This window comes from Acaryochloris sp. IP29b_bin.137, assembly GCF_028285745.1.
In the GTDB taxonomy this organism is placed as follows: domain Bacteria; phylum Cyanobacteriota; class Cyanobacteriia; order Thermosynechococcales; family Thermosynechococcaceae; genus Acaryochloris.
Genome location: NZ_JANQOP010000236.1, coordinates 1 through 19937 on the forward strand (window position 1 = coordinate 1; position 19937 = coordinate 19937).

The 19937-nt window shown below is 49.5% G+C and carries 20 protein-coding genes; 13 read left to right on the plus strand and 7 right to left on the minus strand.

The features are described from left to right. Positions 1-199 precede the first annotated feature (199 nt). From Q0991_RS16690 to Q0991_RS16705, 4 genes are all read left to right on the plus strand, one after another. The gene (locus Q0991_RS16690) at positions 200-574 is read left to right on the plus strand and encodes a hypothetical protein (RefSeq protein WP_299490329.1); all 375 of its coding nucleotides are present in this window, start codon (positions 200-202) and stop codon (positions 572-574) included. Between the two features lie 80 nt (positions 575-654). Continuing rightward, the gene (gene bchM, locus Q0991_RS16695; protein ID WP_299490330.1) at positions 655-1347 is read left to right on the plus strand and encodes a magnesium protoporphyrin IX methyltransferase; all 693 of its coding nucleotides are present in this window, start codon (positions 655-657) and stop codon (positions 1345-1347) included. An 18-nt stretch (positions 1348-1365) separates the two neighbouring features. Next, positions 1366-1680 carry a hypothetical protein gene (locus Q0991_RS16700; protein WP_299490331.1) on the plus strand — a complete coding sequence of 105 codons (315 nt, stop codon included), beginning with the start codon at positions 1366-1368 and terminating at the stop codon, positions 1678-1680. Between the two features lie 59 nt (positions 1681-1739). Then, positions 1740-2696: a 3'(2'),5'-bisphosphate nucleotidase gene (locus tag Q0991_RS16705; protein WP_299490333.1), complete on the plus strand. Its 957-nt coding sequence runs from the start codon at positions 1740-1742 to the stop codon at positions 2694-2696. Between the two features lie 12 nt (positions 2697-2708). Here Q0991_RS16705 and Q0991_RS16710 read toward each other — a convergent pair whose 3' ends face one another. After that, positions 2709-3401, minus strand: coding sequence for a hypothetical protein (locus Q0991_RS16710; protein WP_299490334.1), 693 nt, complete (start codon positions 3399-3401; stop codon positions 2709-2711). Between the two features lie 246 nt (positions 3402-3647). Here Q0991_RS16710 and Q0991_RS16715 point away from each other — a divergent pair, with 246 nt between their 5' ends. Together Q0991_RS16715 and Q0991_RS16720 are read left to right on the plus strand one after the other, a co-directional pair. Beyond that, on the plus strand, positions 3648-4727 hold the full coding sequence (locus Q0991_RS16715) for a phytoene/squalene synthase family protein (protein ID WP_299490335.1): 1080 nt from the start codon (positions 3648-3650) through the stop codon (positions 4725-4727). A gap of 305 nt (positions 4728-5032) precedes the next feature. Further along, entirely contained in the window at positions 5033-5632 is a 600-nt protein-coding gene (locus Q0991_RS16720) for a superoxide dismutase (protein ID WP_299490336.1), read from the plus strand. An 82-nt stretch (positions 5633-5714) separates the two neighbouring features. Here Q0991_RS16720 and Q0991_RS16725 read toward each other — a convergent pair whose 3' ends face one another. After that, entirely contained in the window at positions 5715-5915 is a 201-nt protein-coding gene (locus Q0991_RS16725) for a chlorophyll a/b-binding protein (protein WP_299490337.1), read from the minus strand. Between the two features lie 62 nt (positions 5916-5977). Further along, entirely contained in the window at positions 5978-7033 is a 1056-nt protein-coding gene (locus tag Q0991_RS16730) for a succinate dehydrogenase/fumarate reductase iron-sulfur subunit (RefSeq protein ID WP_299490338.1), read from the minus strand. 535 nt (positions 7034-7568) lie between these two features. Between Q0991_RS16730 and Q0991_RS16735 the strand changes: the two genes are divergently transcribed. Continuing rightward, complete coding sequence (locus Q0991_RS16735) at positions 7569-7952, plus strand: AbrB family transcriptional regulator (protein ID WP_299490340.1); 384 nt, start codon at positions 7569-7571, stop codon at positions 7950-7952. Between the two features lie 133 nt (positions 7953-8085). Here the strand turns inward: Q0991_RS16735 and cbiE are convergent, their stop codons facing one another. Together cbiE and Q0991_RS16745 are read right to left on the minus strand one after the other, a co-directional pair. Further along, complete coding sequence (gene cbiE, locus Q0991_RS16740) at positions 8086-9342, minus strand: precorrin-6y C5,15-methyltransferase (decarboxylating) subunit CbiE (protein ID WP_299490342.1); 1257 nt, start codon at positions 9340-9342, stop codon at positions 8086-8088. Next, positions 9342-9962: a cobalt-precorrin-8X methylmutase gene (locus Q0991_RS16745; protein WP_299490344.1), complete on the minus strand. Its 621-nt coding sequence runs from the start codon at positions 9960-9962 to the stop codon at positions 9342-9344. The genes cbiE and Q0991_RS16745 overlap by 1 nt, the downstream gene beginning before the upstream one ends. Positions 9963-10140: 178 nt before the next feature. Here Q0991_RS16745 and holA point away from each other — a divergent pair, with 178 nt between their 5' ends. The 6 genes from holA (at position 10141) to dusA (ending at position 16078) form a co-directional block, all read left to right on the plus strand. Continuing rightward, positions 10141-11154: a DNA polymerase III subunit delta gene (gene holA / locus Q0991_RS16750; protein WP_299490346.1), complete on the plus strand. Its 1014-nt coding sequence runs from the start codon at positions 10141-10143 to the stop codon at positions 11152-11154. A 174-nt stretch (positions 11155-11328) separates the two neighbouring features. Then, positions 11329-11778: a DUF4168 domain-containing protein gene (locus Q0991_RS16755; RefSeq protein WP_299490349.1), complete on the plus strand. Its 450-nt coding sequence runs from the start codon at positions 11329-11331 to the stop codon at positions 11776-11778. Positions 11779-11889: 111 nt separating this feature from the next. After that, a complete protein-coding gene (locus tag Q0991_RS16760; protein WP_299490351.1) occupies positions 11890-12825 on the plus strand; it encodes a glycine betaine ABC transporter substrate-binding protein in 936 nt (311 codons plus the stop codon). A gap of 21 nt (positions 12826-12846) precedes the next feature. Next, positions 12847-13452 (plus strand): DUF3038 domain-containing protein, encoded by a 606-nt coding sequence (locus tag Q0991_RS16765; protein ID WP_299490354.1) that lies wholly within the window; start codon positions 12847-12849, stop codon positions 13450-13452. A 65-nt stretch (positions 13453-13517) separates the two neighbouring features. After that, entirely contained in the window at positions 13518-15059 is a 1542-nt protein-coding gene (locus Q0991_RS16770; protein ID WP_299490356.1) for a DUF4335 domain-containing protein, read from the plus strand. 2 nt (positions 15060-15061) lie between these two features. Continuing rightward, positions 15062-16078 carry a tRNA dihydrouridine(20/20a) synthase DusA gene (gene dusA / locus Q0991_RS16775; protein WP_299490358.1) on the plus strand — a complete coding sequence of 339 codons (1017 nt, stop codon included), beginning with the start codon at positions 15062-15064 and terminating at the stop codon, positions 16076-16078. Here the strand turns inward: dusA and Q0991_RS16780 are convergent. Both Q0991_RS16780 and Q0991_RS16785 read right to left on the minus strand, forming a co-directional pair. Beyond that, positions 16075-16599: a chemotaxis protein CheW gene (locus tag Q0991_RS16780; protein ID WP_299490362.1), complete on the minus strand. Its 525-nt coding sequence runs from the start codon at positions 16597-16599 to the stop codon at positions 16075-16077. The genes dusA and Q0991_RS16780 overlap by 4 nt on opposite strands. A 19-nt stretch (positions 16600-16618) precedes the next feature. Further along, complete coding sequence (locus tag Q0991_RS16785) at positions 16619-19930, minus strand: response regulator (protein ID WP_299490364.1); 3312 nt, start codon at positions 19928-19930, stop codon at positions 16619-16621. Positions 19931-19937 lie beyond the last annotated feature (7 nt).

The window sequence follows — 19937 nt, forward strand, 5'->3', positions numbered from 1 at the left end:
AGTGCCCAATGACTCTACAGTGAAAGGAGATGTAGATTCTCAAAACCCTCAATAGGCTTGAATTCTAATAGACCCCAGAATCCGTTAGAACGAGGGACAGTTGACAAAATATTGAGCGTAAGTTTAGGTTAAGCCAATCTGGTTATGGTCTGTGATACAAGTCAAGATAGAAATCAATACTTGGGTTGAGTTTTTGCTGATGACCTCACAATTCTCTTTGCCACAGATGTTAATCCCTTTCTTCTCTATCAATGCCGTACTGCGGAAGAGCCTAATCGCAGCCTTAATCGGAGGGATGGTGCTATTCAGTTTACCCAGCCCTGCTGAAGCGGCCATTTGTCGAAATATCCAAGGGCGCCGCATTTGTGAAGCCTCGCTTAATCGCAGCGCTAAGAACTACTGGGAGTATCGAGCCATTGTTACGATTGATGGGGCCAGACAACCCCGAGAGACCTATAATTGCCGCGATCAGATTCGCATCCAGGCCGATGGCACAGTCATCCCCTTTGAAAAGGGCGATCCGAGTCCCGTCGTTTGCCGACTGTATAACAAGCGCAGGGCCAAGCGAAGATAATCCATCTTGCAACAATCTCCCCCGGCAGGTACCGTTTTCTGTAACCATGGGGGGTTGAGACCTCAAATCCGAAGATATCCATGACTACCACCGACGATAAAGCCGTTGTTCAAGATTATTTCAATACCGTTGGCTTTGACCGTTGGCGACGGATTTATGGCGACGGTGATGTCAATAAAGTCCAAAAGGACATCCGTATTGGCCATCAACAAACGGTCGATACACTGCTCTCTTGGCTGAAGGCTGATGGAGATTTATCGGGGCAATCCTTTTGTGATGCGGGCTGCGGCGTCGGCAGTTTAAGCATCCCCCTTGCAGAAATGGGCATTCAGGTCTCGGCTAGCGATATTTCCCAAAAAATGGTGGAAGAGGCTCAAGTCCGGGCCAAACAACAGCTGGGCCAGGACCAAAATCCCACCTTTTCAGTGCAGGATTTAGAAGCCTTATCCGGTAGCTACGATACCGTCGTTTGCCTGGATGTTTTGATTCATTATCCCGACCAAAAAGTGCCAGAAATGATCAATCACTTGGCTTCCCTGGCTAAATCTCGGCTGATCCTCAGCTTTGCCCCCTGGACCATTGGCTATATGCTACTGAAGAAAATTGGTAGTTTCTTCCCGGGGCCAAGCAAAACCACTCGCGCCTATCTACATCGAGAGTTTGATATTTGTGATATTTTGCGATCGCAAGGCTGGACCATCGAGCGCAAAGCCATGACTAAAACCAGCTTTTATTTCTCTCGCCTAATCGAGGCCAAGCGCTCCGACGCTTAGCAAGGCAAACACCAAGGTATGCGAGCACGGCTCGACCAAGATCTGATCATTCTTCACAACGAGGATCTACCTAAATTTAAAAAGGGCGGGTCCGTCGTTCGCAATAGCTATTTTTGGGCATTGCGGGCCATCGCGGGTCATGCGCCGCGCTATGGGGATTGGGAATATGAAATAGACGTTTGGCTGGCCCTGAAACGAGTCTTGTTAGCGTTTCAAGAATCTGGTTATCTGGGACTGCGGGAAACCCAACTCGAGTTTCCGCCCGATTTCTACGATATTCCGCCTCTCCTTAAAAGCGTTTCCACCTGGGCCGAGCCCTGGTCGCCAAATTGATTGGCTTCACCCTTTGGAATCGGCTATGGTAGACATTACTTTGTTAAGGCTCCACAATCATGCCCTACGAATCCGAGAAAAATATCGCCATCCAAGCTGTACAGGCGGCAGCACAGCTTTGCGAACAAGTTCGGCGCGAAATTGTCCCAGAAGCCATTGAAAAGAAGGATAAAAGCCCCGTCACCGTCGCAGACTTTGGTGCTCAAGCTTTGATTTGTCGGGCACTGTCCATCGCCTTTCCTCAAGACCCCGTGGTGGGGGAAGAGGATGCGGCAGAATTGCGGACCCCTGAAATGGCTGAGCGCTTGGCTCAGGTCACCCAGTATGTGCAAGCCATCGTTCCCGAGGCCAATCCTGAACAAGTGATGAGCTGGATTGACCACGGCAATGGTCAGGTGGGATCGCGGTACTGGACCCTAGATCCCATTGACGGCACCAAAGGGTTTTTACGTGGGGATCAATACGCGATCGCCCTCGCTCTAATCGAGAATGGTGAAATTAAAGTGGGGGTTTTGGGCTGTCCAGCCCTTTCGTTTACAGAGGGGCAAACCGGATTGATGGGGGTTGCCGTCCGGGGAGAAGGCGCAACCTTAGCACCCCTGGCGGGTGGAGCCCCACAATCGATTCAAGTGGTCTCTGCCGATCAGTCTGACAATCTCCGATTTGTGGAAAGCGTGGAATCTGGCCATGGAGATCAGTCTCGCCAAGCCGCCGTTGCTAAAGCCGCAGGCATTACCCAAGACTCCCTAAGAATGGATAGCCAAGCCAAATATATGGCCGTTGCTGCGGGTCAAGCCGCCCTCTATTTGCGACTCCCTTCTCCCAAAACCCCTGACTATCGTGAGAAGATCTGGGATCATGCAGCGGGCGTTATTTTAGTCGAGGAAGCTGGAGGCCGCGTGACGGATATTGCTGGCAAGTCCCTCGACTTTTCTCTCGGGGCAAAACTAGTCAATAACCAAGGGGTTGTGGTGAGCAATGGGAGTATTCATGATCCCGTTTTAGCAGCTCTGTGATGTCTTGAACCCTTAGGGCTTAAATAGCTGAGTCGTGACTTTTTCCAACTGTTTCAGTCCTTTCAGTGACCCTTGAATCAGTCGAAGGGCAGGCAAGGGTTGACGCAGCATTCCCATTGCCATGGGCAACATTTGCAAATCGCCATTAGGGCTAATCGCTGCATTTAAGTCGGGCAAATCATGGTGGACATCATCGCTAATCACCCGCACGATCCCCATGGATATGGGCGTAGATTGTAAACCAGATAGCAAGGAAAATCCTTCCATATCCACGACGTCTGCTTGATGCGTCTGGGCCAGCTGTCGCTTTTCGGTGGCAGTATGGATGATGCGATCGCAACTCACCCCCGTGACCGGTATCACGGTCTCCGCGAGTCGTTGGGATAGACTCAGGAGGATTTGTGCATCACAAGAGATTGGAACGTCTAGCACTTGAGTACCGTCAACACAAGTCTGACAAATCACCACATCACCGATGGACAACTGATCGGTCAGACTTCCGCCCAACCCCATTAACAAGGCATTGGATGAGGTCTGCCCATGGGACTGCTGAAGCCACGATGGGAGAAACTGGGTCACCCCCTGGGGACCTATGGGAATGGGCACAACCATTGCAGTACTAAACCCTGCCGATTGTAAGCCCTTACATACCGATCGATGCTCTGCCCCTCGGGGCACAAAAACGAGATCAAATTGAGGTGACATGGCCATTCGTCTCCAGTTGCGACATCAAAACAGTCTGAATGGGCTACTATTTCAGCCCTTCACGATTGAGAGGACAGATATAAAACTCTCACACTACTTCTGTAATTTGAGAGTTCCGTATGCTATGTTCACTCGGAGACAGGTATACATACTCATTCGGCAATGGGATGTTCTGTCCTTAAAGACCTCTGTGGCTGTGGTGTGATTTGCATTTTGAGTTTTGGTATAGAGCAGGAGTGAACGATTATGGTACAAATGGCCCTGGAGTCTCCCACTGATCATCGGCAAGTTGAACGCTTTTGCCAAGAGATTTTGCCACAAGTCTCTCGCACCTTTGCCTTAAGTATTCGGTTTTTACCGGGCAACTTAGGACGCGCCGTCCTGTGTGGTTACCTGCTTGCACGGATAGCCGACACGATTGAAGATGATCCTGTGGCTACGGTAGAATCCAAGATCAGACTGTTGGATAAATTCCTAGTCTGCTTTGATGAGCCAAGTTGTGCAGATGCTTTCCCTCAAGCCATAGGGGGATTAGAAGGGGAAAAAGCGCATCTATATCTCGTCGAAAATACTCACCTTGTTTTTGCGCTGTTTCGAAGCTTGCCCGCCAAATCACAACAGACGTTGCAACATTGGATTACAGAAATGGTCCAAGGAATGCAAAAGTTTGTCCAATTACATGCTCAGGGCATTCGGATTAAGACTTTAGAAGAATATCAAGAATATTGCTACTACGTTGCGGGTACCGTTGGTTATTTGCTTACGGACCTATGGTTCGAACATTCTCCGAGCGTTGATTTTGCCACCTACCATACGCTGCGGCAAACCTGTGCTGCCTTTGGTGAAGGCTTGCAAACCGTTAATATCCTCAAAGATATTGCTTGGGATGCCGAACATGAAAACTCTATTTATATTCCCCAAGATGCTTTAGAAACCCATGGCAGCAGCCATGCGACGCTATTGGATCCTGAGTTTCTGCCCCAGAATCATGCAGCGATCAAATCCTTGGTCGAACTGGCTTGGACTGATTTGGATAAAGCCGCCCAATATTTGATGGAAGTCCCTCGGGCGGCCATTCCGATTCGACTGTTTTGCATCTTGCCCCTGGTGTTTGCCTATGCCACCTTGCGCGATATCACAGGGTCTACCGCCATGCTTAAATCGGGTGGGAATATCAAGATTTCCAGAGCTGAGGTGAAGTCGTTAATTATGGTGGGGCCGTTTACAGTATTGAGTAACTTCACCATCCGCCGACTGATTGACCAAGTGCGCCAACAGCCCTTTTTATGGGGAAATAAAAATACCGCTCTTAAAAAGGCTGCTTAATTCCTGCTGGTAGATTGTGGGCTGCCTGACGCCATTCTCTTGGCTTTTATTCAATGCCTAAGGGGTAAATGAAGTCGCCTGGTATTCGACCTTAAATTTGGCTTACCCCTCGTCTGCTTATCCTCACCCTAAGATGGATACAGAAGATTAAGGATGAGTGATAGGATAATTTGGCGATCTTTTAAAGAACACAAGTTTTTCGGTTGCTGCTAACCGAATATTGCTCAATTGGATGGGTCAAAGCATGATCGCTATGTGCATGCCTTGACCCATTTATGCCCATTGTCAAGAGAGGATTGAACTGCATGGTTTACCAACTACCCGATCTGCCCTACGACTACAACGCGTTGGATCCACATATTTCTGCACGGACCCTAGAATTTCACCATGACAAACACCATGCCGCTTATGTGACGAAGTGCAATGGTATGACCAAAGACACCCCCATGGATAACATGTCTATTGAGGACGTGATCAAGTCTGCTTACGGTGATCCGGCAAAAGCTGGACTTTTTAACAACGCTGCACAAGCTTGGAATCACAGCTTTTATTGGAATTCAATGAAGCCGGGTGGGGGTGGTCTCCCCGGAGGTGCTTTGGCTGCCAAAATTAATACCGATTTTGGCAACTACGATAACTTTAAGGCTGCCTTCAAAGAAGCAGGGGGGACCCAGTTTGGCAGTGGATGGGCTTGGCTCGTGTTGGATAATGGCACGCTTAAGGTTACCAAGACCCCCAATGCTGAAAATCCGTTGGTTCATGGTCAAACTCCCTTACTTACCATGGATGTATGGGAACATGCCTACTATCTAGATTTTCAAAATAGCCGTCCTGGGTATATTGATACCTTCTTATCTAGTTTGGTGAATTGGGATTTTGCTGCTCAGAATCTAGCTGCTGCCTAAGCGGGGTAGTTAGTTCAATTCCGGGGCAGATATTGCCGTGCCCTGCACTACAAGCGGCGCTCTAGAGCGCCGCTTGTGATCGTTAGCGCAACCCCACCCAAGTAAAGAAATCTTGGCGGGTCACTAATTCCAGTAAGAGCAAGACTATAAAACCCACCATGGCAAAGCGGCCATTCATCCGTTCTGCATAATCCGTCCACCCAAACGCAGGTTCCGGAGGAGCCTCTAGGTCTGGCGAGGGGGTCGGCTCAGGGGCAGGGGGAGTGGGTGATGAAGAACTCATAGACAAAGTGGAAGGGGACTTCAGCATCTTAACGGAATTAATCTGCGATCGCACAAGCGCGGTTAATCAGTGTCTGCCGTAGAAGTGTGAGGCGCATCCCCTGCGGACTTCAGTCGTTTAACGGCATCAATCAGCGATCTCACTTCGGTCGTACCAGTTGATGCATCAAAGGTCATGGGTAGTTTTCTCCGTTTGAGCATTCGCCCTGCTAAAGGGATCAGACTGAATAGCCCTGGGACATCCTTGAAATTGTTGCCCACGACTCTCAGGCCAAATTTTCGCTCATCTATCCATCCCCCTTTTTGGACTAAATCAACTAAGACTCGACGATGGCGAAGGGGTCGACTGGCAGGTAACGGGGGATGGGCAAGGACCTGGGATTTGATGTTGCTAATTTGATCGAGCGGCGCCACCCCCATCGGACAGACGGTATTGCAATTGAAACAACGGGTGCATCCCCACACCCCTTGGATATCCTGGTTATAGTGGTCTAGACGGTGCTCCGTCGCTTGATCTCGCGTATCTGCTAACAGCCGATGGGCTTTAGCCAAGGCATGGGGACCCACAAAAGTGGCATTTGTTGAGAGGGCATTACAGTCAGAATAGCAAGCCCCACAGAGAATGCAATTCCCCGTCTGATCCAGCTTGCGTCTATCTGCTGGAGATTGCAAAAACTCTCTTTCAGGCAGCTGCCGACCTGCTGAACTGACATAGGGCTCAACTTGATCTAAGTTTTGCCAAAATCGATCCATGTCCACTACCAGGTCTTTGATAACCGGGAAATTATCCATCGGAGCAACTTCAATGACAGGGATAATGTCCTGATCCTCCTCTGTCGACAGAGGATTCCTCCCAACAACCGCGTGATGAAAATGTTCCAATTCTGCTTTCACATTTTGTTGACAGGCCAATGCCGCTCGATGATTAATGCGCATGCTACAACTGCCACAAATGGTGTTTCGACAATTTTTTCGAAAGGCAAGGGAACCATCCTGATGCCATTTGATCTGATTCAGGCAATCCAAAATAGTGGTGCTCGGATCAACATCTAACTCATAGGTTTGAACTCGAGTGCTACTGTGACGCTGTTGACGGGTGATTTTGAACAGAACTCGCATGATTTCAAGTCTAGGGGCAGGAATGAAAGTAAATTTTTTTGTTTATTTACCGAGTTTTATTGGGATTTTGAAGAAAGATTACCTAGAGTCAAGGGATTAGGATATTGATATAGGCCTATTACTATCATGAACAACGGATGATCGGCCAGTAATACCGGGTGTAAACATTCGCTTGTTCATTCTGTCTTGGAACAATATAGAGGAAGACAAATATTGTAGTTCACATTGATGACTTTCTCTAATCTAAAAGTAGCGCTTTATCAAACCTTTTGCCCTATGGGATCAGTCAAACCTCTCTCCTTAAAATTGGAGACTCAGATCATATCTCTCTACTTCCATCGATAAAAATTAGTTGCTAACCAAAAAGAAACCGTTAGAATAATATTTAGAAAGCAAATCGTTTTCTTTTTGCTACAATTGCAATAGTTTAAATATGGTCTGATTGTTGGGATTTAATTCATCCAGCTTTAGAGATCTCCCTCAAGTAGAAATGCTTCCATTTCTCTATATGTTGATTGCAAGGATATTTTTGTAGATGGCAACTGACACCGAAACGACGCCTTTGACCGGCAAAGCACTCTTGCAAAAAGTTAAAGAACTTCAGCACTTGTCCCGCCGTGAAAAAGCCAAACGATGCGGATATTTCTCGATCACAAAGAATAATCAAACCCGTGTCAACCTCGGCGAATTTCTCAACGCTGTGATTGAAGCGAGAGGAATCGATCTGAATCCAGATGGGTCCAAAGATGGACGTGGCCGTGAACCCACTTATCGCGTCAGTGTCCATAAAAATGGCCAAATCGTTATTGGGTCAACCTATACTCAGGCCATGGGTTTAAAGCCAGGAGATGAGTTTTCGATTAAGCTAGGCTATAAACACATTCACCTGATTCAGGTAGATGCAGATGAAGACTTATAACAATTTGGTAAGACCTCATCGTGGATATATCCCAATGCTCTACGGGGCACCATTTTCTGAGTCTTAAGAGAACTCAAATTCTGTGCTTGTCTCTGGAATAGCATCTTAACTAAACAGAAACTCTATCTACCCGTTAGTTAGGGTTTCTGTTGGCTTTAACCAGCATCACTGGGTTGAATGGATTCAACCTTGTAAGAGATGCAACTGGGACAGAACGTGCTAACTGGACCTGTAGGTATTCTAATGTCCAGTTCCGTTGATTAAACCAGTTCCCGATAATATGAAAATTTTCAAGCGTTGCCAGGCTCAAAACGATGACACCCTGGGGAGTCAGTCGTGTTTCGCAATAATTTAGAATTTCATTCAGACGCCCTCCGCTTCCTCCAATAAAGATGCGATGAGGGGTTGGCAAATTGTGTAAAGCATCCGGTGCTTGCCCCTGAATGATATGGACATTGTTCACCGAAAAAAGTTCACAGTTTTGATGGATCAGTTGAGTACCTAATTCAGTTTTTTCTACAGCATAGATCTGCGAACTTGGAACCGTTCGGGCAATTTCTATTGCAACGGAACCCGTACCGGAACCAATATCCCATACCACTTGGTGCTTCTGGAGTTGTAATTCGGCTAATACGAGGATTCTAATTTCTCGTTTGGTCATTAATCCAGGGCGGTCAACAAATGTATAAAAACCCTGATCCGGTAGCCCAATCACCGGTGCAGATTCTGGATCGGATGTCGCTAGAGCCTTGTGGGCTTGGCGAAGCAAAATAACAACGTTTAAGGTCGAAAATTGACGATCGAGAAGTTGCTGAGGATTAAATTTTTGAATGCGCTCATTTTCGCCTTCTAGATTTTCACAGACCCAAAATTCATATTGGATGGGGATATTTAAACTGAGGAATAATTGCGCGATCGCAGCGGGGGTATGTTTGGGATCCGTAAGGATCGCAATTTTGTCGATTCCTTTTTGCCATGCCTCAATAAGAGGCGTGAGGGAGCGACCATGAACACTAATCACCTCCGCATCTTGCCAGGGCACCTTGAGACGATTAAAGGCAAGTTGTACAGAACTGAGGTACGGATGAAAAGAGAGTTGTTCCGGCTTGAACGTTTGCAGGAGTAGCCGCCCAAACCCAAAAAATAGTGGATCGCCTGAGGTCAAGACCACGACCAGGGGTTCAGGGCATTGCGCTAAATGGTCTTGCAGGGTCTGCAACCCCTGAGAAAAATCAGTTAGTACAATTCGCTCCCCTGGGTATGCAGGAAAGTAACCGAGGTGGCGTTCACTCCCCACTAAAGCAGTGGCTTGATCAATTAGGGTGTGCAAGGCTGTTGTCAACCCGTCTCGGCCCGAAAGCCCAATGCCAACCACGTGAATAGAAACCATTAGTGGACGGTCCTTTGTTGCCATGCCAGCGTTAACAACGCATTGACAATAGCGGCTGCAACAGGCGACCCTCCTTTCCTTCCTTCGGTGCGGATGTGAGGGAGTCCCGATGTGGCTAGGGCCTCTTTAGCCTCCAGAACACCAATAAAACCCACTGGCACCCCAATAATCAAAGGCGGAGATTGAGCGGCTACTGTCAGTTGTTGGCAGAGCGCTAATAATGCCGTCGGGGCATTGCCAACCACATATACTGCCTCTGGATAAGCTTGAGTACAGTGAAGCATTCCAGCCGCCGTTCGAGTTTGGCCTGGGAGGGGAGACTGGCCGGCTTCAACCGCAGTAATCACGGGATTCTGAAAGGTTTGTTGAACCACAGTTTGAATCCCCATGGAGACCATCTGCACATCTGTGACGATAGGAATACCAGCTGCTAGTGCGGCAGTTGCGGTCGAAATAACCTCTGCACTAAAGCGCAAGAGCGTTAAAAACTCGAAATCAGCCGTACTGTGGATAACACGACGCACAACCTGGTACTGGTCATCTGAAAAATGGTGAGCCCCAATTTCTCGATCAATGGTGGCAAAGCTCTGCCGCAGAATGGGGTGAAGATGAAGGGTCATGTCTCTAGGACATCAAAACGCAATACCCTACTCTACTGTGATTCCAGCTCAGCTATTTGCAAAGATTGCTGAGGAGGGTCCTGCAGGATATTGATAAAGGGTATGCTCATTTCAAAGTGGAAGGAAATAGCACGTTCTCAGCCACCCTTATCCTGCGTATTGTTGGACTACAGCGACTATGCCCGTTTACCTATACTGGGGAGAGGACACCTATCGCTTGTCAAAAGCGGTTCAATCGCTGCAGCAACAAGTCTTAGACCCAGATTGGCGTAGTTTCAATCTGGACAAAGTAGATATCTCTCCAGGCCCAGAAGGTCTAGCACAAGTCATTCAAGGTCTCAATCAAGCCATGACACCGCCGTTTGGTTTGGGCGATCGCCTAGTATGGCTGCTTAACCCCCTAATAGGCGCAACTGCTGATCTGCTGCCAGAATTTGAACGAACGCTTTCGGCTTTGCCCTCCTGTTCCCACCTATTATTGACTCAAACGACTAAACCCGACGGTCGGAGCAAGCTGACAAAGCTGCTGCAAAAAGAGGCCCAGGTCACCGAGTTTGCCCTAATCCCCCCCTGGAAAACAGCCCAGATCGTGCAGATGGTCAAGCAGGCCGCCCACGATCTGGAGGTGCATTTAACGCGGGCAGCGGGTGAACATCTGGCAGATGCCGTAGGTAATGATACTCGCCGTCTCTATGGAGAGCTAGAGAAGTTAAAGCTTTACGCTCTATCACTCACTGGATCAAACCAACGGCTCGGTATTGATGTGGTCCAACAATTGGTCTCTTCCTCCACCCAGAGCAGTTTGCAGTTAGCTGAGACGATTCGCCAGGGACAGACAGATCAAGCGCTGGGGTTAGTGGCCGCGCTATTGACGTTAAATGAACCGAGCTTGAAAATTGTGGCGACGCTCACGCGGCAATTTCGCACCTGGCTATGGGTCAAACTGATGGTGGTGTCGGGTGAACCAGATGATCGGGAGATCGCACGGGTTGCTGAGATCGGGAACCCAAAACGAATCTATTTTCTCAGACAGGACGTCCAAGATGTGAGCGGCTGGCAATTACGCCAAGTTTTGGCTTGCCTGCTAGATCTAGAAGTTGCCCTGAAGCAAGGGGAGGAGGCCCGTTCGACCTTGATGACTCACGTGGTGGAAATGAGCCAACTCTGCCAACGCGATCCAGAAGCCCCTTAGGGCGAGAAGCCTAGAAAAGGTGACGATCCACCCATCGTGCACGCCAGAAATTAGCAATTCCATCAAAGTTGGAACTTCCCCAGTAAAAAATGATTCAAGATGGTTATACCGACACTCAATCCAAGCTTGTTGGAATTATTAGGGTTCATGTCAACGTTTACACGGCCAACATCCATGATCAAACCTCTCGTCAACACTCGTTTGGGTTGGGTGTTGCTCTTAACAGCCTGTAGTTGGTGGAGTGGTTGGGTACCCAGTCTCTCTGGGGGAGGGACAATGCTCACTTGGGCCTCAACTGCAATGGCTCAGAATCGATCCAACTATAAAAAGTTATTGGGTAATTATGCAGAGGCTATTTTGCAAATGGAGCCGCTGAGATTGCAGTCTTACCAGCAGGTCCAGCAAATTATGGGAGGCACGCTACCTAAAAATGTTTGTAAGCAGTCTGATTTAGTTGTCCCGGTGAACAATATTTGCGATCGCTTCTTCAACGAGTCCGCCGAAATTATTCGTCGTCACGGTTTAACCTTAACTGACTTTAACGCCATCACTGAAGAAGTGCGGAGAAATAAAACCCTCAAAAATCAGCTCGATGAAGAACTGATCCGCCGCAAGCGTAACTAACGTTCTCGATCAGGGCTGCGGTCCCATGTTCGCTGATCCAGGCTTGTCTTCCAGACGGAAAGTGAAATAATAGCTACACAGGTTGGTTAAAGGTAAAGGGTTATCTCTCAGTTGGTCAAATTTTCTCGAACGTTTTGGGGGCGGTTGGTATCCTTCGTTGCGATCGCTCTAGTGGCTTGTTTTACCGTGGTTGCTTGCCAAGTCGGTAGTGGTGATCGGCCCACCACCAATGTGATTCGGGTCGGATCCAAAGATTTTACAGAGCAGTTTATTTTGGGTGAGCTCTATGCACAACTCTTGGAAGCCCAAGGTCTGCCCGTCGAACGAAAATTTAATTTAGGTGGGACACCCATTGCCCAGGCAGGCTTATTAAAAGGAGACATTGACCTCTATCCGGAATATACGGGGACAGCTTTACTGACCATTTTGAAGCAACCCGGTAACGGGGATCCTCAACAAGTGTTTGATACTGTCGCCTCAGCCTATGAGGAAGACTACAACTTGGTATGGCTCAATCCAGCCCCCATGAACAATACCCAAGCATTGGTGGTCACGGCTAAAACAGCAAAACAGTACCAATTGAAAACGATCTCTGACTTGGTCAACCAAGCGAGCAAATTGCGCATGATTGGTCCGCCGGAATTTGAAGCGAGGGAAGATGGATTGCCAGGGTTGAAATCGGCCTATGGAGACTTTAAGCTTAAAGCCTACATTGCAACTGATTCAGGCTTACGTTATCAGGCTTTGACCTCAGATCAGGCAGATGTTGTCGTTGGTTTTGGTACCGATGGAGAAATTAATGCCCTAAATTTGGTTGTGCTAGAAGATGATCAGGGCCTATTCCCCCCCTATCAAGTCGCACCCGTCGTTCGTCAACCTGTACTGGAGACCTATACTAATATCAAAAGCGCACTCAATGCTCTAGCACCCCAGCTGACCGATGACACGATGCGTCGCCTCAATTACGAGGTGAGTGGCAATCGCCAAGAACCTCGCACCGTCGCTCAGCAATTCTTACAGGAAACGGGGTTGCTTTCTTCCGCCTAGAGGTTTGGCACTGCTGCGGTTATGGATATTCCCCTTCACTCCACGACAACCGATCCGGACAAGGTTGTATCCTTCCCCCTTTCAGGCCCAACCCAACCGAGTCGTTCCCAGCTTGATAATATAAAAGCTCAGCTAGACCTGGTTCTTTTGGCGCTGGAAGCGCTAGTCGGTATTGGTTCTGAAGCCGTTTTGCAAGCTGCTGCTGATCTGAACCTGCAAGCCGTTGTTGGCGATAGAGTGGCTCTGTGGCGATTGCGGCAGTCTAATCCCTTGCGACGAGGAACAGGGGGACGGAAGAAATTAGATATTGAAGAAGCCCGGTCATTGGTGATGATCAGTTGCCACCTGGCGCAGCAACATCAAGCCACCATCCGAGAAGCGGTTGAGCGATTGGAAGACCTTGCCGAGACGCAGCGTCAGCCGCATCATGTGGCCCAGCTAGGCGATTATCTCGATAACTTCACCAATACCTACCAAGATCGAATGGCAGAAGATGCCCTATCAACCGATGCCCTATCGGATTTGGCCTTAAAGTTACTAATAGATTTGCTATTCTATAGCAACAGCCAAGGCCCACGGCGGTTATGGATGGCTTTGCTCGATCGCGCCAATCATCCAACAGAATAAGCAATTCCCCCAGTTACCAGTCGATGTCCATGGATGGATCCTGGGCGGTCACCCAGTCTTAGCGTATGCCTTCAATTTCCCGACAATATCACCCTCTCAGTTGCAGTCTAGAGATTACGGCTCAAACCTCACCGTTATCCCGGTGGGCCGGTCGACCTATTCTGAAATCTGTGAATTTTTTGCTGAGTTTTCGGGAGTTGCCTGGGCAAAATCAAGAGCCGTTGGAGATTCGAGGAAATCATCAACAACTGCAACTTCTCTCGGAGACGGTGACCCACTATGTGCAGGAACGGTTGGGACAATCCCTAACCACTGCTTCGGGCAATCCCGCTATTGAAATGACTGCTGCGGACACAACTCCTGCATCTAAAGCTGACACGACGCCCTCACAACTTTACCTTCGCCCTCGAAGTTTGGTCACCCATGACCTGGTACTGGGATCCTTATCAACGAATGCCGAGCATCAAACCGTTTCCCTAAAAGCAACTCAATTATTTGATTTAGTCTCAGCTTTAGATGATTGTACGGCTGAGTTAGAGGTGCTCCCCCTCTCCACGCCTAGCCAACGACCCGCAATACCCGTATGGGCAAGCAGTGCAGCAGTTATTGTATTGATGTTGGGGGTTTCAACTGCCACTCTCCAGCTGACCCGCCAGAACCCAGCAGACCAACGCGAACGAGTCACTTCTACAGACCCCAGTGATGTCGATACGCCTTCCCGCCCCTCAGCTAAGGGACTTGCTTCAGCTCCCAAGGGCAACACCACGCCCCACCCCTCCCTTTCACAACCCTCTAACACGCCTGGGCTTAGATCTACTCCTGCAGCTGAGTCCAAGCGACGTGATCCAGAAGCCCCAGCGAAACTCAAGCAACCCTCTCCACCGATTGTGGCGAGTGCCCCTCGACCAGAAACGATCCCCTCATCTATCCCTTCCAAACCGCAAATAGAAAACGAAACCCTCAACAACCGACCGGCTCCCCCACCTCAGAAAGACAAGGCATTGGCGGATCAACGCTTAGGGAATCAGCAGCCAAATGATCAGAGTGCAAATAAACGGTTACGGGAACCCGTCGCAGTTGCTCCCTCCACTGGTGCTGAGGTTTCACAGAAACGGACCTCTAGTCCTCGCCCAGCGGCAGCCCCACCTCCTCGACCTGCAGCAGAACCTGCCCCCAAACCGACTGCTGACAGCAGCATTACCGCATCCGAATTACAAGAAGCAGATCGCTTCAATGGTCGCAGCATCCCACAACGCTCGGTCGATCCGCTCGGCCAGCAAGCGCCCGAGAGCGTGGCTGAGTCCGCCTACGTTAGGCCTCAAACGGCTCATCTTCAAAATATTCGTCAATACCTGAGCCCACGCTGGCAGGCCCCCTTAGGGCTGACCCAGCCCTTAAAATATCAGCTCACCTTGAATCCCAATGGCTCCCTCCAGCAAGTCAAACCGTTAGATTCAGTGGCAGCTCAATACTTGGATCAAGTGCCGTTGCCTGCGGTCAACCAACCGTTTATTGCGCCTTTACAACCCTCTCAAACGACTCAAGTTCGGCTAATCTTAAAGCCTGATGGCGTTGTGCAACTAATGGAGGGTGCATCCGCCCCATAAAGATGGCTTTTTTATCTCCCTCAGAGCGTCAATATCCCGTTAGCGTAGCGCCCATGATGGATCGCACGGATCGGCATTTTCGCTATTTTATGCGACAAATCACTCAACAGACGTTGCTCTACACAGAGATGGTGACCAGTGCTGCTATTTTGAATGGTGATCGTCATCATCTCCTCGACTTTTCTGCGATTGAAAAACCCTTGGTGCTGCAGGTCGGTGGAGATAATCCCCAAGATTTAGCTGAATGTGCCCGAATCGCGACCGATTGGGGATATGACGAAATTAACCTGAACGTCGGTTGTCCCAGTAGCCGGGTTCAGGAGGGGCACTTTGGTGCCTGTTTGATGGCGAAACCTGAGCGGGTTGCTGCTTGCGTGGAAGCCATGAGGCAGGCAACCGATTTACCGGTATCCGTGAAGCATCGGATTGGGATTGATGAGTGCGATCTCTACGACGATATGGCCCACTTCGTCCAAACCGTTGCTGCTGCAGGCTGCCAAATTTTTAGTGTTCATGCCCGTAAGGCCTGGCTCCAAGGCTTAAGCCCTAAGGAAAATCGCGATATTCCACCTTTGCGCTACAAGGACGTTCATCGACTTAAGCAAGCCTTTCCCCATCTTTGGATTGAAATCAATGGCGGATTTACCCAGTTATTTCAGGTGCAAGAGCAATTACAGGCGGTAGATGCGGTGATGATTGGCCGGGCGGCTTACGATAATCCTTATCTCTTTGCCACTGTTGATCGTGAGTTTTATGGGCGAAAGACTCTGGTCCCCTCCAGGCTACAAGTTGCGAAAGCCATGATGGTCTATCTAGATAGATGGAAGTCCAAAGGGCTCTTAAAGCCTCATGCCATTACTCGCCATATGCTGCAATTGTTCTCGGGTCAACCGGGGAGCCGAGCCTGGAAACGAACTTTAACCGAGCAGGGCTGTCGGCCTGAGGCTGGGCCAGAAATCATTGCCAAGGCGTTGGAGGAAGTCCTGGCAACGGCAGCAACGGTCTCCTTACCCCCCTAAACTAAGCTGAGTTGCTGCGGATCGAGCAGAAACAAAGGTTCCAGTCCCCCATCATCCACAATCATGGAGCTGACACAGTGGATATTGCCCCGATCCAGATAGGAACTGGGGAGCGGCGCAAATTGGGATTTGCCAGCCCGTCGAATGGCAGGTTGGGAATCAATGGGGACACCCACCACGCCACCCTCAGGCGTGTGGACCAGCACTAGGCATCTTTGTAAGGCTTGGCCTTTCTGGGGCTCCTGGATAGGTGTGGCATGATCGAGTGAGAATTGGGCCTCTTCATTAAAAATTCGATGTCCCACATCGACGACGGTAATTTCTTGACCTTGGTGGAGGGTCAAGCTAATTCCCGTATGGTTGGGATCGCCATGCACTTTTCCCATAGGAATGACTTTTTGTACCACTGCAACAGGCAAGGCAAACCACTCACCCCGCAGCTTAAAAGCAATGAGTTGCTCCGTGGCTTCCGTATTGCGGTTAGCACCCCGTTGCGATCGCACCGATGAAAAAATAGCCATAGCGTTTAATCACTCACCATCATTTTGCTTGGGTAAACTGTTCCAGGGTTTGCAGCAGCTCTTTCTCTCTAAAAGGCTTGGAGAAATAGGCAGACGCACCGAGGGTCATCGCTAATTTACGATGCTTATCTCCACTCCGAGATGTCAGCATGGCCACCGGAATCGACTTAAGGTCAGGTTTTGCCTTGACATGGGCCAGGAACCCGTAGCCATCCATCCGTGGCATTTCGATATCACATATAACGGCTTGAATGGGTAGACCTGATTCTAATTTCTCTAAGGCATTTTGGCCATCCTTAGCCTGTTCAACTCGGTAACCTGCTTTCTCCAGGGTCAGGGCCAAGAATCGGCGCACATTCACAGAATCATCCACCACCATCACTAACGGTTGCTGATTCGTAGTCTCCAGAGGAGGCGGACTAGCACCCTGTAACGCGCCCGTCAACGCACTTGAACTTCCTGTGAAATCGTTATCGCGATCGTTGATCCAGTTCAGCAAACTCAGGGCATCGATCAGCGGAATCACTCGACCATCCCCTAAAATCGTACAGCCTGCAAATCCTTCAGGCATCGCAATATTCCCTTCAGCTTGGCGAATCGTAACTTCCTGTTCACTCCAATAGCGATCCACCTGGAGGGCAAATAGCTCATTGCCATCGGCCACCATTAATACCGTGGAGGCATTAATACTAGGTGTTTCCTCAGTATCGGGTAATTTAGCGATCCGAGGCAATTGCAGCCATTGGCTGAGGCGTACCAAAGGCACCATTTCCCCATCCCAATTGAGGACTTCAGCGCCTGCACTATCCAATACATCCTCAGACTGCAGCAACATCATTTCTTCGACGACATCTGTGGGGAAAGCCAACATCATATTGGCGACTTCGACCAAGAGAACCCGAATGACTGACAGGGTAAAGGGGACGGAAATAGTAAACGTGGTCCCTACCCCTTCTTCCGTATCTACCGCAATCGACCCGCGAATTTTCTGCAAATTCGTGCGCACGACATCCATACCTACCCCGCGACCTGAGAGGTCAGTCACCTCAGAGGCGGTACTAAATCCAGGCTCAAAAATTAAATCGAGTAAGTCGCTGGTGCTGGCATTTCGTAAGTCTTCGGCGTCCAATCCCATTTCTAGGGCTCGGTTTTTGATCTTATCGAGGTTGATGCCACCCCCATCGTCCTTAATCGTAATTTGAGTTTGGTTGCCTCGATACGTCGCCCGAATTTCAATTAAGCCCTTGGGTGATTTACCAGCGGCGATTCTCGCGTCTGGTTTTTCAATCCCGTGATCAAAGGAATTACGGATCAAATGAATGAGTGGATCGTTCAATGCTTCCAAGATTGATCGGTCGACCAATGTCGAACCCCCCACAATTTTGAGTTCAACCTGTTTGCCAAACCGCAAACTCAAATCTCGCAGCACGCGTGGGAATCGACTGAGCAACTCAGACACAGGACGCATTCTTACCTGCGTCATATTCGTTTGGATCAACTTTGAGGTTCGGGTTAAACCTCGCGTGGTTTGTTCAGCTTCTCCCAAGCTGGTATTGATATCTCCAGTGACCTCTTGGATCTGAACTGCAGCTTCCATCAATTCCTGCGACAGCAGGTGCATCTCGCTGTAGCGATCCATTTCCAGTAAGTCAAAATCACTATCAAGATGGGGACTGCTATAGTTGCTGGGTGGGGGAGATCCATGGGTCGGACCGCCGACTCCTGCGGGAACAGCCATCAATGGGGTCGCTTGGGTTGAGACCTCCTGCACCGAAATTTTGTCGTAGGCGGCTCGCAATTGGGCATTGGATTTATCAAGGGTGCGAACCCGGGTTCGCAACAGCTCAGTCAGGTCCCGCAATTGCTTTATCTGCATTTGCAAACCATTTCGTTCAATAATCAGCTCCCCAAATAACTCATTGAGCTGATTGAGCTTACTAACGGGAACCCGAATGGTGGTATCCGCTGACTCAGGTGCAGCCGCATCACTCGCTGCTTGGGGTTTGGCTGTAGCTCTTGTGGAGGCTCGCTTGCGGGCGGGGCGGTGCTTGGCAGCAGCAGCTACAGCAGGCTGTGGTGTATCCACAGGGGGACTGATAGGTGGGTCAGTTGCAGTTGAGTCTAGGGAAGAAATGAGATCGGCAGCGTCCGCCGCAAACGATTCAGACCACTCTAAATTCTCGACTAATTCATCATGGGTTGCAGGGCTGGCAACCGTTTCTGGCGGCTGAGCAATTTCTGCAGGAGCTAATGCTTCAATCTCTTCCGCAACACCTGCTAAATCCACGTCCGCAAAAACATCTAAATCTGCGGCAGAGGCTAAGGTGGGTTCTACCGCGTCAGGAATTTCGGGCGTCGGTGGATCAAAAGCCACCGCCTCCAGATCCTGAGGCTCAACGGCTAAATCAACACCTGCCAATAAATCTGCGTCTTCCGAATCTGCCACTCCCAAGTCCAGCGGTTCAAGAGAGAGTTCAACCCCTGCAAACGGGTCCGCTTCCTCGATGACCTGATCAGGCATTGCGGTAACCGCCTGGTCCATAGCCGGGGCAATATCGAGGCCGCTGACATCCAAGGCATTCGGGATGGCATCTTTTTGCCCGACAAGAACCATGGCTTGCGATCGCCGCAGTTCTTGCAATCCCACTTCAGCAATTTTCATTTGCTGATCTGGATCATCCGTTGCCTTTAGATATTGCATCGTCGACTGGCATAACCCATGAAAGGCTGCCATATCCAGCATTTCGCCCAAACCACCCAACTCTTCTAGGGTGGTATCAAATTCTGCAACGACGACGGCTGCCTCCTGACTGGCAAGCTGCTCTTCCAAACGCAGCAAGCACTCTTCTACCTCAGACTCAAACAGGACGACGCTCATGTCTTCACCCACCTCAGTAGAGAGCAGTGAAGCCTCATCCTCAGGCTGGGGGTCACCCAGTAAATCATGGAGCTGTTCTAGGACTGGGTTGGCCTGGGTTTCTAGCCAGTGCTCATCAACCTCCTCTCCCTGCTGATTAAGGGTTGCCACCTGACGCATAAAATCCATGCCCGTTAGCAACAGGCTTTCGGTTTCGCCATCCACCTCAACCTTGCCGATTTTAAGAACTTTGAAAAAATCCTCAAGTCGGTGCGCCAGATGACTCAAATGATGAAAGCCCATTAAAGCGGCTCCCCCCTTAACAGAGTGGGCCGCTCTCAAAACGCCATCTATTTGCTGTCGATCAACACCACTGGTGCCTATCCCCAGAAGGCCCGATTCAATTTGATTGCAGTGTTCAAAGGCTTCTTCCAGAAACTGTAGGCGAACTTCCTGTTCACTGTCGTGGGACATGGTTTAT

Bases quoted from the DNA above. Each gene is read 5' to 3' on its own strand.
- Q0991_RS16715 (WP_299490335.1), top strand. From the start codon at position 3,648: ATGGTACAAATGGCCCTGGAGTCTCCCACTGATCATCGGCAAGTTGAA.
- Q0991_RS16770 (WP_299490356.1), top strand. From the start codon at position 13,518: ATGCCTTCAATTTCCCGACAATATCACCCTCTCAGTTGCAGTCTAGAG.
- Q0991_RS16710 (WP_299490334.1), bottom strand. From the start codon at position 3,401: ATGTCACCTCAATTTGATCTCGTTTTTGTGCCCCGAGGGGCAGAGCAT.
- Q0991_RS16785 (WP_299490364.1), bottom strand. From the start codon at position 19,930: ATGTCCCACGACAGTGAACAGGAAGTTCGCCTACAGTTTCTGGAAGAA.
- Q0991_RS16755 (WP_299490349.1), top strand. From the start codon at position 11,329: ATGATCAAACCTCTCGTCAACACTCGTTTGGGTTGGGTGTTGCTCTTA.
- Q0991_RS16745 (WP_299490344.1), bottom strand. From the start codon at position 9,962: ATGACCCTTCATCTTCACCCCATTCTGCGGCAGAGCTTTGCCACCATT.
- Q0991_RS16780 (WP_299490362.1), bottom strand. From the start codon at position 16,599: ATGGCTATTTTTTCATCGGTGCGATCGCAACGGGGTGCTAACCGCAAT.
- Q0991_RS16765 (WP_299490354.1), top strand. From the start codon at position 12,847: ATGGATATTCCCCTTCACTCCACGACAACCGATCCGGACAAGGTTGTA.
- dusA (WP_299490358.1), top strand. From the start codon at position 15,062: ATGGCTTTTTTATCTCCCTCAGAGCGTCAATATCCCGTTAGCGTAGCG.
- Q0991_RS16700 (WP_299490331.1), top strand. From the start codon at position 1,366: ATGCGAGCACGGCTCGACCAAGATCTGATCATTCTTCACAACGAGGAT.
- Q0991_RS16735 (WP_299490340.1), top strand. From the start codon at position 7,569: ATGGCAACTGACACCGAAACGACGCCTTTGACCGGCAAAGCACTCTTG.
- Q0991_RS16720 (WP_299490336.1), top strand. From the start codon at position 5,033: ATGGTTTACCAACTACCCGATCTGCCCTACGACTACAACGCGTTGGAT.
- holA (WP_299490346.1), top strand. From the start codon at position 10,141: ATGCCCGTTTACCTATACTGGGGAGAGGACACCTATCGCTTGTCAAAA.
- Q0991_RS16705 (WP_299490333.1), top strand. From the start codon at position 1,740: ATGCCCTACGAATCCGAGAAAAATATCGCCATCCAAGCTGTACAGGCG.
- cbiE (WP_299490342.1), bottom strand. From the start codon at position 9,342: ATGGTTTCTATTCACGTGGTTGGCATTGGGCTTTCGGGCCGAGACGGG.
- Q0991_RS16725 (WP_299490337.1), bottom strand. From the start codon at position 5,915: ATGAGTTCTTCATCACCCACTCCCCCTGCCCCTGAGCCGACCCCCTCG.
- bchM (WP_299490330.1), top strand. From the start codon at position 655: ATGACTACCACCGACGATAAAGCCGTTGTTCAAGATTATTTCAATACC.
- Q0991_RS16730 (WP_299490338.1), bottom strand. From the start codon at position 7,033: ATGCGAGTTCTGTTCAAAATCACCCGTCAACAGCGTCACAGTAGCACT.
- Q0991_RS16690 (WP_299490329.1), top strand. From the start codon at position 200: ATGACCTCACAATTCTCTTTGCCACAGATGTTAATCCCTTTCTTCTCT.